Origin of the sequence: Solibacillus sp. FSL R7-0668 (genome assembly GCF_038006205.1) — a bacterium.
Taxonomy (GTDB): domain Bacteria; phylum Bacillota; class Bacilli; order Bacillales_A; family Planococcaceae; genus Solibacillus.
Genome location: NZ_JBBOUU010000001.1, coordinates 132,332 through 149,427, shown reverse-complemented (window position 1 = coordinate 149,427; position 17,096 = coordinate 132,332). Strand labels below are relative to the sequence as shown.

17 protein-coding genes and 1 rRNA gene are annotated in these 17,096 nt (G+C 40.8%); 7 read left to right on the top strand and 11 right to left on the bottom strand.

Annotated elements, in window-relative coordinates; all coding sequences use genetic code 11:
- Positions 1 to 2 precede the first annotated feature (2 nt).
- Positions 3 to 704 carry a DUF421 domain-containing protein gene (locus MKX47_RS00755; protein ID WP_340770069.1) on the top strand — a complete coding sequence of 234 codons (702 nt, stop codon included), beginning with the start codon at positions 3 to 5 and terminating at the stop codon, positions 702 to 704.
- Here the strand turns inward: MKX47_RS00755 and MKX47_RS00750 are convergent.
- From MKX47_RS00750 to MKX47_RS00725, 6 genes are all read right to left on the bottom strand, one after another.
- Positions 688 to 1,389, bottom strand: a complete 702-nt coding sequence (locus MKX47_RS00750) for a CBS domain-containing protein (RefSeq protein ID WP_340770068.1) — start codon at positions 1,387 to 1,389, stop codon at positions 688 to 690. The genes MKX47_RS00755 and MKX47_RS00750 overlap by 17 nt on opposite strands.
- A gap of 150 nt (positions 1,390 to 1,539) precedes the next feature.
- Positions 1,540 to 2,322 (bottom strand): ABC transporter permease, encoded by a 783-nt coding sequence (locus MKX47_RS00745; protein WP_340770067.1) that lies wholly within the window; start codon positions 2,320 to 2,322, stop codon positions 1,540 to 1,542.
- The gene (locus MKX47_RS00740) at positions 2,309 to 3,211 is read right to left on the bottom strand and encodes an ABC transporter ATP-binding protein (protein ID WP_340770065.1); all 903 of its coding nucleotides are present in this window, start codon (positions 3,209 to 3,211) and stop codon (positions 2,309 to 2,311) included. Before MKX47_RS00740 ends, MKX47_RS00745 begins: the two co-directional genes overlap by 14 nt.
- Positions 3,208 to 3,408: a PLD nuclease N-terminal domain-containing protein gene (locus MKX47_RS00735; protein WP_340770063.1), complete on the bottom strand. Its 201-nt coding sequence runs from the start codon at positions 3,406 to 3,408 to the stop codon at positions 3,208 to 3,210. The genes MKX47_RS00740 and MKX47_RS00735 overlap by 4 nt, the downstream gene beginning before the upstream one ends.
- A 4-nt stretch (positions 3,409 to 3,412) precedes the next feature.
- Entirely contained in the window at positions 3,413 to 4,525 is a 1,113-nt protein-coding gene (locus MKX47_RS00730) for a helix-turn-helix domain-containing protein (RefSeq protein ID WP_340770062.1), read from the bottom strand.
- Between the two features lie 181 nt (positions 4,526 to 4,706).
- Positions 4,707 to 5,657 carry a carbohydrate kinase family protein gene (locus MKX47_RS00725; protein WP_340770060.1) on the bottom strand — a complete coding sequence of 317 codons (951 nt, stop codon included), beginning with the start codon at positions 5,655 to 5,657 and terminating at the stop codon, positions 4,707 to 4,709.
- A 146-nt stretch (positions 5,658 to 5,803) separates the two neighbouring features.
- Here MKX47_RS00725 and MKX47_RS00720 point away from each other — a divergent pair, with 146 nt between their 5' ends.
- The 4 genes from MKX47_RS00720 to MKX47_RS00705 all read left to right on the top strand — a co-directional run bounded on the left by MKX47_RS00720 (position 5,804) and on the right by MKX47_RS00705 (position 9,863).
- Entirely contained in the window at positions 5,804 to 6,364 is a 561-nt protein-coding gene (locus MKX47_RS00720; RefSeq protein ID WP_340770058.1) for a GNAT family N-acetyltransferase, read from the top strand.
- 20 nt (positions 6,365 to 6,384) lie between these two features.
- Positions 6,385 to 7,275 carry a DMT family transporter gene (locus MKX47_RS00715; protein ID WP_340770056.1) on the top strand — a complete coding sequence of 297 codons (891 nt, stop codon included), beginning with the start codon at positions 6,385 to 6,387 and terminating at the stop codon, positions 7,273 to 7,275.
- A gap of 127 nt (positions 7,276 to 7,402) precedes the next feature.
- Entirely contained in the window at positions 7,403 to 8,926 is a 1,524-nt protein-coding gene (gene argH / locus MKX47_RS00710; RefSeq protein ID WP_340770054.1) for an argininosuccinate lyase, read from the top strand.
- On the top strand, positions 8,919 to 9,863 hold the full coding sequence (locus MKX47_RS00705; RefSeq protein ID WP_340770052.1) for an N-acetylglucosamine kinase: 945 nt from the start codon (positions 8,919 to 8,921) through the stop codon (positions 9,861 to 9,863). Before argH ends, MKX47_RS00705 begins: the two co-directional genes overlap by 8 nt.
- Before the next feature lie 53 nt (positions 9,864 to 9,916).
- Here MKX47_RS00705 and MKX47_RS00700 read toward each other — a convergent pair whose 3' ends face one another.
- Both MKX47_RS00700 and MKX47_RS00695 read right to left on the bottom strand, forming a co-directional pair.
- Positions 9,917 to 10,291 (bottom strand): YkvA family protein, encoded by a 375-nt coding sequence (locus tag MKX47_RS00700; protein ID WP_340770050.1) that lies wholly within the window; start codon positions 10,289 to 10,291, stop codon positions 9,917 to 9,919.
- A gap of 42 nt (positions 10,292 to 10,333) precedes the next feature.
- A complete protein-coding gene (locus tag MKX47_RS00695) occupies positions 10,334 to 11,071 on the bottom strand; it encodes a glycosyltransferase family 2 protein (protein ID WP_340770048.1) in 738 nt (245 codons plus the stop codon).
- Between the two features lie 157 nt (positions 11,072 to 11,228).
- Here MKX47_RS00695 and MKX47_RS00690 point away from each other — a divergent pair, with 157 nt between their 5' ends.
- Positions 11,229 to 13,148: an SEL1-like repeat protein gene (locus MKX47_RS00690; protein WP_340770046.1), complete on the top strand. Its 1,920-nt coding sequence runs from the start codon at positions 11,229 to 11,231 to the stop codon at positions 13,146 to 13,148.
- Positions 13,149 to 13,195: 47 nt separating this feature from the next.
- Here the strand turns inward: MKX47_RS00690 and MKX47_RS00685 are convergent, their stop codons facing one another.
- Both MKX47_RS00685 and aceA read right to left on the bottom strand, forming a co-directional pair.
- Positions 13,196 to 14,371, bottom strand: a complete 1,176-nt coding sequence (locus MKX47_RS00685; protein ID WP_340770044.1) for a pyridoxal-phosphate-dependent aminotransferase family protein — start codon at positions 14,369 to 14,371, stop codon at positions 13,196 to 13,198.
- A gap of 358 nt (positions 14,372 to 14,729) precedes the next feature.
- Positions 14,730 to 16,013 (bottom strand): isocitrate lyase, encoded by a 1,284-nt coding sequence (gene aceA / locus MKX47_RS00680; RefSeq protein ID WP_340770042.1) that lies wholly within the window; start codon positions 16,011 to 16,013, stop codon positions 14,730 to 14,732.
- A gap of 216 nt (positions 16,014 to 16,229) precedes the next feature.
- Here aceA and MKX47_RS00675 point away from each other — a divergent pair, with 216 nt between their 5' ends.
- Complete coding sequence (locus MKX47_RS00675; protein ID WP_340770039.1) at positions 16,230 to 16,901, top strand: LytTR family DNA-binding domain-containing protein; 672 nt, start codon at positions 16,230 to 16,232, stop codon at positions 16,899 to 16,901.
- Positions 16,902 to 16,964: 63 nt separating this feature from the next.
- On the opposite strand, the gene rrf is transcribed toward MKX47_RS00675, so the two are convergent.
- Positions 16,965 to 17,080 (bottom strand): 5S ribosomal RNA (gene rrf, locus MKX47_RS00670).
- Positions 17,081 to 17,096 lie beyond the last annotated feature (16 nt).

Here is a 17,096-nt window from a genome sequence, read left to right as displayed (position 1 = left end):
CAATGGAATTAAATTTATGGGAAATGTTAATGCGTTCAACTTTTGCGTTTTTTGCGATACTCCTCCTCGCACGCATTATTGGAAAAAAACAATTAAGCCAACTTACATTCTTCCATTATGTTACGGGTATAACATTCGGCTCCATTGCCGCTGAAATATCTGCCCAAGTAGAAACACCGTTTTTAGATGGACTCATTTCACTCATCTGGTGGACCGTGTTAACGATATTGGTGAGTTTTGTTTCATTAAAATCCAAAAAGGCCCGTGTATTATTCGACGACAAACCGATGATTGTTATTCAAAACGGCGTCATCTTAAATGATCATCTCAAAAAGTCACGCCTTCACACCGATGAATTGGCGATGCTATTGCGGGAACAAAGTATTTTTTCATTCGATGAGGTACTGTACGCTGTTTTTGAAACGAATGGAAATTTAAGCGTCATGAAAAAACCACTTGCTCGAGCCGCTACAAAAGAAGACGTTCATGTTTCTGCTCCAGCTCCACAATACTTACCAACTGAACTCGTTTCCGATGGTCAGATTATTTATGAAAACTTGGATAAGCTACAACTAACGGAAGAATGGCTCTTAAAAAAGTTAGCCAAGAAAAACTTTCATGATATTGAATCGTTATATTATGTACAAATTTTAGAAAATGGATCATTCTATATTAGCGTGAAAAATGCTAGTCCACCTTCATAATATCGATCGGTGTGACGATGCCAATGAGCTTTTGATGAGGTCGACCATGCTCGGTAATGAGTAGTGCTTCAAAACGACGCCCTCGCTCCACACCTTGCTTAAAGATTTCCTCTGCCTCATAAATCGTCATATGCCGACTAATAAATTGATAGTTTTTTCTCTTCTTCTCATGCTGTAAAATATCCTTTAATTTCGGAATGCGATTTTGACGCTGTGGACCAGTCAATGAGGTCGCAAGCCAATTAGCTATACCAACCGTCGTAATCAGTCCTTGAAATTGATTGTGTTCATTATAAACGGGAAATTGCGTGTATTTTTGCTTCCGTATGACATTTAGTAAATATTTTAACGAATCCGTCGTCCGAAATATAAATACACGTTTACGGAATAATTGTCCAACACATGTTGGTTTAGCTAACACTTTATCAATATGTTCGATTTTTTCGACCACTTCCAAATGGGGCTCCGCAATGACATAGTCCATCGATGTACGATTATGGACAATTGCGTTACGCAAATCCGCATAGGAACGTAAATCATCCTCATATTTTCGGACAAGTGGGCTTTTCTTTTTTGCCTGGTCGATTAATCGGTAAAATGCAATAAAGTCCTTCGCTCCAACAATGTCCTTCATTGCATGATCAATTCGATTAAATGCCGTTAAAAAACGATCTGAATTTCGCACAATTCTTTCCTCCCATCAAAATCGAGCTAATTATGACTATATAACTAATTATAGGAAAATATACTGTTAGTATACAACCTCCTGCGACATAAGGAATATAAAAAAGACTTTGCTCTATGTTCAAAACACTTTGCAAAGTCTTCAATTCCTTTATATTTTTACATTTCCCATATTGCGTTTGCTCATGAAAATACCAAATAGCAGCATGGTGATTGTAAGCAATCCAACAACCCCTAAAGTAGCCCAATAGGTTTTCATCAATACATGATCCGTTAGCAGCGCCACTCCATAACCTGCCAGCTTCCACGGCGTATATTCCCAAAACGTACCAATCAATACATCGATAAACAATCCAATCGGCAAAACAATAATTGTAATGGTCGCCGCAATCGACGTTTGAAAGGCCGCGCTCATGGCAATCGTTACCGCCATGACAAATAATAACCACATACTATACGTAGCAATCATCGCCAATAACTTCGACCACTCCACAGCCCCGTATAATAATGCTGTGTAATACATACTCCCTGCATAACCTGCCACCGCGCTAAATACCGCAACTATACTCGCAATCATCCATTTACTGAAAAATAAAGCAGCAAAAGAAACCGGGCGCACATAGAGTAAAGTAGCGGTCCCATTTTGGCGTTCTCGACTAAAGGCTCCAATATAAGTAGCAATCAGCACTATAATCCCTATTGATTGAAATTGACCCGTAGAAGCCGCAAGTAAATCAGCTGGCTTCAACTCAGGCATAGTCATTGTAAATCCTTCTGGCATATTGCCAACCGCCTTTAAAATATCATCCATAAAGTAATTGACGAGCGGGTCACTGACGCCCAGTAATACAAATACAAGCGGAATCCATAAAAGCTTAAAGCTACGCCAGCTCTCTCGCCACTCCTTTAACAATAATGCGTTAAATTGCTGCATGCTCACCCACCACCTTCATAAAGATTTCCTCTAAGCTTGCCGTTTGACGCTCAACCTTCACGATTTCATAGGGTGCAATTGCTAATCGGTTGAACAGCTGGTGCATTGTCGGTAAACCGCTTGCAATATCTACATATACCTCATATCCTTCAACAGTCACCTGCAGCTCTGATTGGCTTGCAAATTGTAAGGCCTGCTGTTCATCGGCAAAGGTTATCGTAAAGCGTGGCTGCTCGAATTTCGCCTTCACCTCTGTTAATGAGCCCTGTTCCACTAAGCGCCCTTCTCGTAAAAATAACAGCTGATCCGTCATTTCCTCGGCGTCATTTAAAATATGTGTCGAATACAAAATCGTCGTTTGCTGCTGTACTTCTTTTAATAAGTTCATCACTTCACGGCGCCCCACTGGATCGAGTGCCGAAACAGGTTCATCCAATAACAAAAGCTTGGGCTGATGAATAAGCGCCTGGGCAATCCCTAGACGTTGCTTCATCCCACCCGAAAAAGTAACTGTTTTTTTATGCATAGCCCGTTCTAAACCAACAAACGCTAGCATTTTTTTGCATTTTTCCTTGACGCTACGTTTTTCCACACCGCTTAAATTTGCAACCATTTCCATATATTCTAGTGCCGTCAACCACGAATAAAACTGTGGATATTGCGGTAAAAAGCCAATCGCTGTGCGTACATCCACTACATCTGGTATTAAAATTTCACCACCTGTCGGCTCAAGTAATCCTGCGAGCATGGAAAGTGTTGTCGTTTTCCCAGCACCGTTCGGACCAATCAATGCTGTTGCGGTATTGCCTTGTAAAGTAAACGACACATCCTCCACAACCTGCTTCGCGCCAAAGTGCTTTGTTAAGTTTCTTACTTCCAACGTCTTCATTGCTGTTTACGTCCAAAAATAAAATAGGCAATCGGTCCAAGTGTATTGACGAACAGGGCAATGACTATCCACATCCATTTTGGTCCACGCGTATCATGAATTCGAGCAATATCAATAATCGCGACCACCGCCAATACCAATTGTAAAACTAATAACGGTGCAATAAGCCCCCACGGAATATTCGCTAATGCTTCCATCTTTCTAACCTCCTACACGTAAATGATGCTGCAAATTTTTCACTAAACTTTTGAACTGTACATGCTCTTTCAAACCTTCAAACATCGGATTTTCTGCAACACTTTCATACAATGATTTTTTAATCGATTCATCGTCACGTGGTGATTGCGCGTTTAACGTGACTTCACGCTTTACCCAATCTTCTAGCAAGTAAAAATACGCATCACCCGTTAGCCGAACTGGAAACTCCATCTGAATGCACACTTTTACATAACGCGCTAGACAGCGAAGTGCCTCTTCTATGCGATTTTGCACCGCAAAGCCACTCGCCGCACGTAAATAAAATACTAGTACCGTATTCACATTTAGCTTTTCAATCTGAAACGTATCAAATACCGTCTCCACACGTGTAACAATTTGCTCAAAATAAGCGGGGTTTGCCATTTCAAGCATCAACATTTCACTCGCATTGCTTAGCATACCTAGTAAATATTGGTATTGGTTCACCTGATAAATTTCCTTTGCCTTATCGGTTTGCCCTAGCATCGTTTGCGCGGTCGCGATGAGCTGTTCCGCACCAAGTTGTACTTTGGCATCCTCACCAAGTAATGCCAGCACTTTTTGCGGTTCGCCCTGCAAAATATAGCTGAGTGCTTCCATCATCGTTGCTTCATTTACAAGCTTATAATCCCCACTAAATTCCTTCACACGAATACAAAGGCGTTGAATCTTTTGGGTTGCCGCCTCTTTATTTGGCGCTAAATTAAAGTAATTCACATACAGCTGAGCCATTTTCAATAACAATGGAAAACACGAATAATATTCTTCAACAAGTGCTTCGATTTGCTGATCTACATCTTCATACGGTAGCTTCGTAAACTTTGCTGCTAAATCCGCATAAGTGGTCAAAATGCGTTGCTCGGTCATTTGTGGCTCGTAGCCTAATAAATCATCAATCGACACATTAAAATATGCCGCAAGCCTCGGCAATAACGAAATATCTGGATAGCTTTGCCCCTTCTCCCACTTCGAAACGGCCGCTCTGGATATGCCAACATAACGAGCGATGTCTTCCTGTGTTACATTCAGCTGCTTCCGCTTTTGTGTAAAAATAGCTGCAAATCGAAAATTATTCATCATCCTTCACCTCTGTCCGTCCATTATAAAAATAAATCCGCCAAATTTATAGCGAATGTACGTTACATTTTATTACTTTCGTCAACTATTGGTTGCATGGGCGATTGTACTTCATAATGCTTTTAGAGTGCCGAAATAAAATAAGGAAGCCCCTTTTATCCATTAGGGCTTCCTTATCATCTTATTGTTCAATCAAATGTTTAATTTCTTCATAGCTCGGTAATGCAGTTAATGCGCCTGCCTTTGTTGCAGCAAGGGCACCTAATTTATTGCCAAAGGCCACACATTTCACTAAATCCTCTTTGACGGTTGGCAATCCGTTGAAGTGCACGTAGCGTAAAACACCCGCCATAAAGGCATCTCCTGCGCCTGTTGTATCTACAGGTACAATACGTTCTACTGGAACATGGATAACTTCCCCATTCAATACGGCATAGGCACCATCGCCCCCTACTGTAATTAACACAATCGGTACTAATAGCTCGTCTAATTTCGCTAAGCCCTCTTCAATTGTTGTCGTTTCAGTTAAGAAGAACAGCTCTTCATCTGTTAGCTTTAAAATATCCGCATCCTCAAAAAATTCGGCAACCGTTTCGCGGCAAATTTCTTCTGATTCCCAGCGCAGTGGTCGAATATTGGCATCAATCGCGATGATGGCACCCTTGTCCTTTGCCATATCAACGGCTGCACGTGTTGTTTTAAGCGCAGTAGGTTCAAACATTGTCCCAGAGCAAACATTAAATACCGAAGCTCGTTTGAATGCTTCTTCCTGTAATTGCGCTGGTGTTACTTGTAAATGTGGCGTCTCATCGACATAATCTTTAAATTCACGTTCGCAGTTTTCCGTTAAGTGAACATACACACCGCTAACACGTTTTGTTGGATCAAATACGGCATAGTCTAAATTTACGCCTTCATTCATAATCTCTTGACGACAAAATTCCGATGTTTCGTCATCCCCTGTAATCGTAATCAGTGCAGAAGGTGCACCAATTCGGCTAATTCCCGCTGCAACATTAATCGTTGCACCGCCTAAAAACTTTGTAAATGATGTATTTGTAGTATCATTTGCAATATAATCAACGAATGCGTCTCCATAAATGAGCACGAATTCTTTGTCTACCTGACTCATGAGTTGTCTAACCTCCGACATTGTTATTCTTATTAATTTACCACAAATATGATATATCCATAAAACTTTATACTATTCTGACAGTAACTCTTTTCGCGTATATGTCACATTTCTGTTATACTTTGTTCGATAAGGAGAGGATTTACATGACAATTCCCATTCGACAAGCAACACCACAGGACGCAAAAAAGATTGCTCCTTTAATTTATGACGCGATTGGAGACATTGCAAATAATTTAACTGGTGAGCAGGATTTATCAAGCATTTTTAATTCCTTGGAGCAATTTGTTACAGAAACAACAAATCGTCACAGCTATTTAAATACATTTGTAGCGGTAAAGGACAACGACATTTTAGGAATCGTCGTTTTATATGATGGGCAGCAGGGAGATGCGCTTGATCGCCAATTAGAACAACAGCTTGCCAAGAAAAACATTCACGTAACATTAGATGTGGAAGCACATCCTGATGAATACTATATTGATACGATTTGTGTTGCACCCAACGCCCGTGGACTCGGCATTGGTACAAAATTACTCCATTTTTCTGAACAACATGCGAAAGAGCTTGGCTATCAAAAGTTGTCGTTAAATGTAGAACTAGAAAAGCTAGATGCACGTCGGCTTTACGAACGTATGGGCTTTGTCGTGACAGAGCCGTGGACAATTATTAACGAACCGTTTCATCATATGGTGAAGTCGCTCTAATAGAATAGGAAGAAGTACTTATGAAACCAAATTGGATTTATCCATTATTAATCGTCATTGCCTCTAGTAGCTATGGGATTTTATCGACCATTGTAAAAGTTGCAATGCAGCATGGCTTTACCTCTGCTGAAGCAATTACAAGCCAATATCTTTTTGGCTTCTTTTTAGCATTTTTACTCTTTGTTACAACACAACGCACCATACCAAAAGTATCAAAATCCGGTGCCATTACCCTTTTATTAGCAGGTTCCTTCACAGCCGTTACCGGAATTGTGTATGGACAAAGCTTAAACTATTTACCAGCATCACTCGCAGTCGTTATGCTATTCCAATTTACGTGGATTGGTCTTTTTATGGACTGCTTTATAAAAAAACGATTCCCAAGCCGCATCGAGCTGATTTCGCTCGGCTTTTTACTTGCCGGAACGATTTTAGCAGCCGGGATTTTAGATGTGGATCTATCGCAAATTGCTTGGCAAGGATGGGCACTTGGCTTAGCAGCTGCCTTTAGCTTTGCTGCCTTTTTACAAGTCAATTCCCGCCCTGTGGAAGGTGTCACGACAATCGGGCGTACCTTCATCCTATCCATTGTTTCTCTTGTCGTTATTTCATTATTTTTATCACCTGAAATTTTATGGAACGGACAATTATCAGCGGGGCTTTGGAAGTTTGGCTTAGTACTTGGACTCTTCGGGATTATTTTACCGATTTTATTATTTTCGATCGCTGCACCAAAAGTGGGCGGTGGTCTCGTATCGATTTTAAGTGCGATGGAGCTACCTGTAGCGATTATTGTATCTGTAATCGTCTTAAAGGAAAGCTTAACCGTGTTACAAGTCGGTGGAATACTGCTTGTGCTGATCGGCATGACATTACCGTCGTATTTTGCTGCTAAAAAACATAAGGTATAACAACGAAAGAGCGAGCTGATAGCCAATCAGCTCGCTCTTTTCATTTTAAATTGCTTTAATATTCTAATAATTGTAAAATTAAAGTGTACAATTAGAAGTATGGTGCGTTGAATGGAGGCAATAAGACATGTTTTTTCAAGATTTTCGTAATCAAGTGAATGAAAAAGAGGGCGTTCATTTTCCTTCTAATAGCTATCGTCAAATGGTGCTACAACCCGCCTATGACGAAGCACGCAAACATTTTTTAAATTCCATGGTCCAAATTCATATCGCTCATTTAAAAATGCTAGAAGAACAGCATTTAGTGACTTCTCAGCAGGCTCGACAAATTGGGCAAGCCATCCAGCAATTAGATTTAGATTATTATAAAACGCATGATTATAACCCGCAATTCGAGGATTTATTTTTCCGGATTGAAAATAAATTAATTGAGCTCGGCGGTGATATTTCAGGTAATTTACACATTGGCCGTAGCCGCAATGATATGGGTATCGCCATTTACCGCATGACGTTGCGAAAAAAAATGCTTACGCTGATGCAAGAGCTTCTCAATTTACGCAGCGCACTCATCGCCTTTGCGGAGGAGCATGTCGAAACGATTATGATTGGCTATACACATACGCAGCAAGCGCAGCCAACGACATTCGCCCATTATTTAAAGGCCGTTATCGATCAATTAACACGCGATTATCAACGAATGCAAGCCGCCTATACAACCATTAACCGCAGTAGTATGGGGGCAGCTGCATTAACTACAACAGGTTTTCCAATTAGTCGAGAACGGATGCAACAGCTTCTTGCCTTTGACGATCTCATTGAAAACGCCTGGGATGCTGTAGCCGGGGCCGACTATATTGCTGAGGCTGCAAGTGTTGTCCAACTAGCAGCACTTAATTTAGGGCGTACTTCACAGGATTTCTTATTATGGGCCACACAGGAGTTCAATGCCTTTAAGCTTGCAAGTCCTTATGTACAGATCAGCTCCATTATGCCGCAAAAGCGCAATCCCGTATCCATCGAACATACGCGTTCCTTATTATCTTCTGTTGTCGGGGATGCCTCAACCGTTTTACAAATGGTACACAACACGCCGTTTGGAGATATTGTCGATACAGAAGACGATATGCAACCTTACTTATGGCGCGCTATTGATAAATTAATCGGCATTTACAAGCTTTTTGGTAGCTTAATCGTCACGATGGATGTTAATAAGGAGAGCCTATTGCAGCGTGCGAAAAACAGCTTTGCCAACGTAACGGAGCTGGCCGATACACTCGTGCGCTCTGAAAATATTTCATTCCGCCAATCACATAAAATTGTCAGTCTTTGCGTGCGTGAGCTACTTGCCCAGCACCAGGAATCCCTTAGCGGCTTAACCTGGCAATTAGCCAATGAGAAATGCATGGAAGTAACCGGAAAGGCATTACAAATTAACGAAATCGCCTTTTACCAATCCATACAGCCGGAATACTTCGTTCATATTCGAACATTAAAAGGTGGCCCTGCGCCCGCTACGATGCGCGAATCATTAATGCAGGCTACGAACGCTACCGTCACTCTTGAAAACTGGCTACGTGAGAAAACGGATACGATTTTACAAGCTGAAGAAAAGCTCAACCAAATTTTAAAGGAGTGGGGACAGCATGACTAATCATTACATACTAGCAGTGGATGGTGGCGCAACGAAGACCGTTATGACCATTCGCACAGCAGATGGGCGTGAGCTTTTTAGTGCCACATCTACCAGTTCAAACTACCAAGCAGTTGGCGTGGAGCATGTACAGCACGTCTTTACAGGGCTTTTACGCAGTGCAGCCGCGCATTTACCAAGCTTACACATCGACGTCGCGGTATTTGCGATTGCCGGGGTGGATACTCTACAGGATGAAAAAATCGTTGGGGAAATGATTCAGCAAAGTATTGAGCGTAGTCCCTTTACATTTGGTCATATCATTTTAGAAAATGATGTGGAGGCAACTGCTAAAGGACTCGGAAAAAACAATGTTAGTCTACTTATTTCGGGAACAGGGGCTATCTGCTACAGCTTGATGGATGAAAAAATGAGCCGTACAGGGGGCTGGGGACATCGTATTGGAGATGAAGGTGGCGGCTATTGGATTGGCAAGCAAATCGCCAAAGCTATCTTCCGCGCCGCTGATGGACGCAACGAAGCAACCGTATTAACTGAGTTTATTTTACAAGCTCATCAAGTCCATTCAACCGATGAGCTATACAATTACATTTATTCATCGGACTATACAAATAGTCGATTAGCCCATTTTAGTTCGTTTTTACAGCAAGCGGTTGAGCAAAACGACTCCGTAGCACAAAAAATTGCCCATGATGCGGTACAGGAACTTGTCTTGCTCATTACCACTTCGTTAAAAAATATAGGCTATCACAATGAAGCGCATTCATTATTTTTCAACGGCGGTGTACTCAAACATAATCCGTTTATTTTACAGGCCGTCACAGAGGAAATTCAACAAATGTATCCAGCAATTCACATCGAGCTTTGTAAGGATAAGCCGCTAGAATCTATTTTTCAGCGTGGCTTACATGCATTTGAGCAAATTCAACTTCATTAATTCAAAGGCTTGTTTGCCCGTCATATCCGCGTGCAAATAAGCCTTTTTAGCTATTATTCCTGTTTTTGAGTAATCCTTGTCTCAACGAGTTCCTTTGCCTCTAGTTTCATTTCATCCGTAATCGATAAATACACCTTTCCTAATGCCGTTAAGATCACAAATGTGTCATCTGTCAAACCGACAACAGGTAAAAAGTCCACGACTAAATCAAGCGGTAAAATAAAATAGCCTAACGCCGCAAGCACAATTATTTTATTCGTCTTTGGCATGTCCGGACTGCGCAGAGCAACATACAAGGTTGCTGCTGCCTGCATCGCTTTTTTCCCTAAACCTCCACCGAAATTCGAAAATTTATTTAAAAATTTATTATCAGTATAATGTTTTTCCTGACCGTCAATCATTTTATCGAAATTGTAATTAGGTTCCATAACGCTTCCTCCATCCAATATTTCCACAAAGTAAGGTACAAGTTATTTACGTTTTCGCTTTGAAAAAGTTTCATTCATTGAATCGTCTTTATGAAAGAAATTAATCCAAATTTGTTGCAATACTTGTGCGTGATTCGTTACCTCATCATAGTAAAGAATAGCGTTTTTCCGCAATTTGGCATGACCGATTGGCACTTCGTATAAAGGGATTTTTCGCTTAATGGCCTCAACAAGCATATTCGTATCATAGCGAAATGACTCCCCCTTTACCTTTAAAAGCCAGGACAAATGCACTCTCGGAATATAGCGCAAGCCAGTCTGTGTATCTAATAAACGCTTATGAAAAAACAGCTCAAATAGCATGGAGCTAGCGCGATTATGTAGCTGACTAATTAGTGGGTAATCGGAACCTTTAAAATCACGAATGCCTAATACAATACCATCTGAAAAAATCTTTGTGCTAGCCAAAATCTGTTCGATATCTAAAATCGAATGCTGCCCATGCGCCCCAACAATTATGACCCCTTTTGCATGTAAAGACGATTTCGCAATATAAGCCATGCCTGTCTTTAACGCCTGACCCTTTCCAATATTTCGCTCATGCGTCAAAACAATACAATCTTGCTTGAGCAATTGCTTAAAAATCTCATTATATTTCACATCACTACCATCATTGATAATAATAATTTTTTCGATTGCGAGCATTTTTAACTTTTCTACAAAGTGCACAATGGTTGGTAATGGGTTCAATGCGGGGATTAACACAATAGCTTTCTCCATTTTTATGCTCCTTTAAACTAGAACTCTTTACTAAAGTTTATCGACTATTCCAACAAATTACAATGTCCGACATGACCGCTGAGAGAAAAACTGCACTTTTTTTAGAACTTTCCGATAAAAAGAGTAGTTAACAAAAATCGGAAGGAGTGACGCCATTATGGTAGATCGCGACTTACTCACAACAATTTGCAATACGATTCCAGAAACACATCGCCCACTTACGGAAGCACTTCAAGGCGCTGCACGATATACCATTTCCAAGCCGAATCTGTCTTTAAAAAAGGCAAATCTAGCCTTAAGCATTATCGTACGCGATTTATACGCCAAAGACATGAACAAAGATGGCACAAAAAGTGAGTTACGCACACTCCTAAATAATAAAAACTTTATTGAAAAAATAAAACCACGTCGCATGTATTTATTGATGAATTTAATTCAAAAAATGTCATCCATGAATGCCAATGAATTAATCGATACAAAAGTAGCCCAAATGGTATTGGACTATTTAATTGATGTCACAGACTGGTATATTCATAACTTATCCAAGGGCGAAAAATTAACAAAAGATGCACTATTAGAGGTAGGAAATCTCCCAACAACTAGCTCCAATGAACCATTTGATCTAGCAACGCAGGATTATGAAGATGCCGCTAAATGGTTTTTAGTCGCAGCTCAAGAAGGCAATAGCAGCGCCCAATACAATCTCGGTGTTTTGTACAATCATGGCAAGGGCGTTAAGCGTAATTATAAAGAGGCAGCTAAATGGTATACTCTGGCCGCTAATCAGCACGATACAAATGCGCAATATGCTCTAGGGGTGTTGTATCAGCTTGGCAATGGGGTCGAGCAGGATGAGCAAAAGGCCGTAGAACTGTACGAATTAGCCGCTACTGCTGGCAATCCCGATGCGCAATACAATCTTGGCTCTTTATATAATCAAGGTAAGGGCGTCCCCCAAAACTTTAAGGAGGCCGCCAAATGGTATGAGCTCGCCATCGCACAGGGCAATACGAGTGCCATGAACAATCTCGGTTTTTTATATCATAATGGACAAGGGGTTGCTCAGGATTATACAAAATCCGCAGAATTATTTTTACAAGCGGCAAACGCTGGGGATGCAAGCGCTCAATACAATCTCGGCTACCTGCATTCCAAAGGGCGAGGGGTGAAGCAATCGTTTGGAGAAGCAGCTTGCTGGTTTTTATCAGCCGCTATGCAACAGCATACAAGCGCTCAATTCCAGCTCGCCCTGCTCTATAAAGCCGGCCAAGGGGTTGCTCAAAATGAAGAAGAAGCGATCAAATGGCTCACACTCGCAGCCAATCATGGACATACGAACGCGCAGTATTCGCTTGGTCTTATTTATAAACAGCAACCTTCTAAAATAGCCAACACACAAGCAATCGAATGGCTGTTAAAAGCAGCAGCAAACGAACATATTAGCGCGAATTTTGATTTAGGCATGCTCTATATCGAAACAGGACATAGGGAAACCGGTAGTAAATGGCTCAAACGTGCGGCCATTCACAACCATGTACAAGCACAGCTACAGCTCGGATTACTTGCTTTAGGCGATGAGCAAAACTTGCCAAATTACCAAGAAGCTTTTAAATGGTTCCGTGCGGCTACTACTCAAAACGATGCAGAAGCCGAATACCAGCTCGGTCTTTTATATGAAAAAGGTCTTGGCACCAAAACAAATTACGATGAAGCTCGCCATTGCTATCGTTTAGCTGCCGAGCAAGGACATGTCAGTGCACAATATCAACTCGGAAATATTTTTGATAAAGGACTTGGCACAAAGCAAGACTTTATCGAAGCCTTCAAATGGATTTCCCTTGCTGCAAAAAAAGAGCATAGCAAGGCTCAATTCCAACTGGCACAAATGTATGCAAATGGTGAAGGGATCGCCCAAGACTATCAAGAAGCAGCCAAATGGTATCGCCTTGCTGCACAGCAAGGGCATAATAAAGCAAAATTCCAGCTCGGCATGCTCTACAAAAAAGGGCTCGGTGTTGCACAAGACTATCAAGAAGCAACAAGATGGCTAAAACAAGCGATTGAACAACATTCCTAAAAAAGGGTCTGTACCGAAGTAAATTTTCGGACAGACCCTTGATCGATTTAGCTACGTACAGACAACTCCATTTGCTCCGAAAATGCATGTAGCGCTTCTTCAATATTTGCATGGATTCCTTGCTCTTGAAGGGATTTCCCTATGCAACTAACCGCTTGTTCGAGCATTGAAGCCGTCGTATTTCCCATATGGCCAATACGAAATGCCTTCCCTGCCAGATGTGCCAAAGCCCCCGCCACAATAACTCCTTGATTTGCTAAACTCGCACGGAATTTTGCATCGTCTACACCCTCAGGATACAAAATACAGCTTAATGTAGGTGCTGCTACATCTTCCTTAGCTAGCGGCATCATGCCATATGTACACAATGCTGCACGAATGGCCTTACCAAACGCAATATGGCGCGCTTCACGTTGTTTCATCCCTTCTTGCAATACCATTTGTAATGCTACATCATAGGCATAAATTAAATTGACAGGAGGCGTCGCAAAATACAGTGCTGGGTTGTTCATAATCGGACGCCAATTTTCAATATCTGCATAATAAGCTGGCACACTTTCCATTTGTGCACGCGCTGCCAATGCTTGTTTGCTAAAAGCCATGATAGCCAAACCTGGAGGAATGCCAATCGCTTTTTGTGATCCTGTTAATACAATATCGATTTTATATTGTTCATTCCCACCGTATGCCTTACTCATATCTTCGTGCAATGCAGCCGTTGCCACAACACCATCTATAATGACAAGCGCACCTGTTGCCTTAATAAGTGGAATTAGCTTGTCTAAATCGGAAGACACGCCTGTTGATGTATCCGCATGTGTAATTGTAACCGCTTTATATACGTTATCGCTTAATGCTTGCTGTACAAGCGCTAAATCAATATGTTCCCCCCATGTCGCTTGTAATACGTCCACTTCCATACCAAAAGCTTTCGCAAGCGGTGTAAAGCGATCTCCAAAATAACCATGACTAATAACGAGTAGCCGCTCCCCACGTGCTACTGTATTCACAATAGCCATTTCCATCGCAAGTGTTCCTGAACCCGCTACAATATACACCTCTCCATCTGTTTGAAAGAGCTGCTTCGTATTTTCAATTGCTCGTTTAAACGTTTCAACAAAACGCGGATCCGTATGTCCACGCGTTTCACTTGCTAACGCATCGTAAATTTCATCAACAACCGGTGTCGGACCCGGTACAAGTAATAATTCTTGATTTTTCATTCCTTTTATCCCCTTTCTTAGAAATAAGAAAATGCCTTTCTAACCCCATCCCGATTAGAAAGACATATTTCCTTTTATAAAATACCCCTAAGTTTTATATATAGTGGGAGGCAATCCCGTATCAACGCCGCGTTCCAATTCGACATTGATGTAGTAGTTGAGAGTTGTTCAAAGTTATATCCATAAAAGTTAAATTTTAATAGGTAACATAGTGAGTTTTTCTTCGATCTCTGCTTCGGCATAACAAAGTTCTACTAGATGACTATCCCCCAATAGCATCCTAAAAACGAACCGTCACTTATTAAAATTTAATGATTTGTAGTACTTAACTTAGGCATTGTTCATATCCAAGTAAATCTTACACGAATTGCTCCGTTTCAGTTGAACCAGCCATTGCAGTAGTAGAAGACTGACCACCTGAAATTGTTTGTGATACTTCATCAAAGTATCCTGTACCCACTTCACGTTGGTGACGAGTTGCTGTATATCCTTTACTTTCAGCCGCAAATTCAGCTTGTTGTAATTTCGAATACGCAGCCATACCATTATCTTTGTAGTCATGTGCAAGCTCGAACATTGAGTAGTTTAAGCTGTGGAAACCAGCAAGTGTAATGAATTGGAACTTATAACCAAGCTTCCCTAATTCACGTTGGTACTCAGCGATTTCTTCATCAGATAATTTTGCTTTCCAGTTAAATGATGGCGAGCAGTTGTACGCTAACATTTTCCCTGGGAACTCAGCATGAATTGCTGCTGCAAATTCACGCGCTTCTTCTAATGATGGATGAGAAGTCTCACACCAAATTAAATCCGCATACGGTGCATACGCTAAACCACGAGCGATTGCTTGCTTAATACCAGGTTTCGTACGGTAGAAGCCTTCTGGAGTACGTTCACCAGTAATGAATTCCGCATCGCGTGGGTCAATATCAGAAGTTACCATATCTGCAGCATCTGCATCTGTACGTGCGATTAATACTGTATCAACGCCCATTACATCAGCTGCTAAACGAGCCGCGATTAAGTTACGTACTGCGTTTTGTGTAGGTAATAATACTTTACCACCTAAGTGACCACATTTTTTCTCAGAAGCTAATTGGTCCTCTAAGTGTACGCCTGAAGCACCTGCCTCAACCATACCTTTTACTAATTCAAAGACGTTAAGTGGACCACCGAAGCCTGCTTCAGCATCAGCTACGATTGGCGCGAACCAGTCGAATCCATCTTCACGACCTTCTGAATGATCAATTTGATCTGCACGTTGTAACGCTTGGTTAATACGCTTTACTACTGCTGGTACAGAGTTTGCTGGGTATAATGATTGGTCTGGATACATTTGACCAGAAAGGTTTGCATCAGCTGCTACTTGCCACCCCGATAAGTAGATTGCTTGTAAACCTGCTTTTACTTGTTGAACTGCCTGGTTACCTGTTAAAGCACCTAAAGCATTGATAAATGGTTGCTCATGTAACGACTTCCAAAGGCGTGTAGCACCGCGTTTTGCTAACGTTTGCTCTTGAATGAATGACCCCTGTAATTTTACAACCTCTTCCGCTGTATAACCTCGCTCAATACCTTTCCAACGAGTGTTTTCTGCCCAATCCTTTTGTAAAGCTTCGATTCTTTCTTGACGAGTTGCCATGTAAAATTTCCACCTTCCCCATTTGTGTATAAAAATTCTGTTAAAAAAACAATCATCTTACTGTTCCATAACAGATGTTCTTCCTGTAACATAATATATAACAGAAAATTTAATTTTTCATTATTTTCTGATAAAACAAGTTAATTTCAGGACGAAATAATGGATATGGAGGATAAGTTACTAAAAGTTGGATAATACAGAAGGAGTGGAATCGATTTGAATTTAAACAAAATTGAAGTGGAAAAAAGTGTATTAGAACAGTATAAAATTATTTTAGAAGATTGGATTCCTAGTGATGCCTCGATTGCCATTGCAGTCAATGATACATTTATTTACTTCCGTTCAGGCCATCACAACTTTTCATTAACAATTGGCTCACCTGTACCAAAGAACAGTATTGCCTATAAAATACTACACGAGAAGAAAAAAATTGACGCCGTTATGGATAACTCTTTATTCGATACACCTTACTATGCAATTGGTTATCCAATCACAATAGATGGGCAACTTGGTGCTCTTGTTGTTGTATTACCACCACTCTTTAAAGTAGAAGCACCTAATTTATATCAATTTTTAACTGGCAAACAACAAGAAGATTGGTTTCCTGTACCGATTGAGCAAATTTCATATATTGAAAGCCTCCAAAAGCGTACATGGTTTTATTCAAATAAGCAGCAATATAAAACCGCCGTTACCTTAAAAGAGCTGCAAACAAGGCTTCCTAGCACTTTTATTCGTATTCATCGTTCTTATATTATTAATATTATCTTTATAAAAAAAATAACTCGTGATTTAACTTCAAACTTTATTATCCATCTGAAAGATGGAACTGAACTCCCTATTAGTCAATCCTATATTAATCAGTTGCGAAGCATATTAGAATTCTAATATTTTTAATTAATAGCACAAAGCACAAAAAAACCACTGATTTCTCAGTGGTTTTTCATTCGTGCGAAGCGATGTTCTACTCTCACAGGGGGAAACCCCCAACTACCATCGACGCTAAAGAGCTTAACTTCTGTGTTCGGTATGGGAACAGGTGTGACCTCTTTGCCATCATCACTTCACTTATTGGTTTGAAAG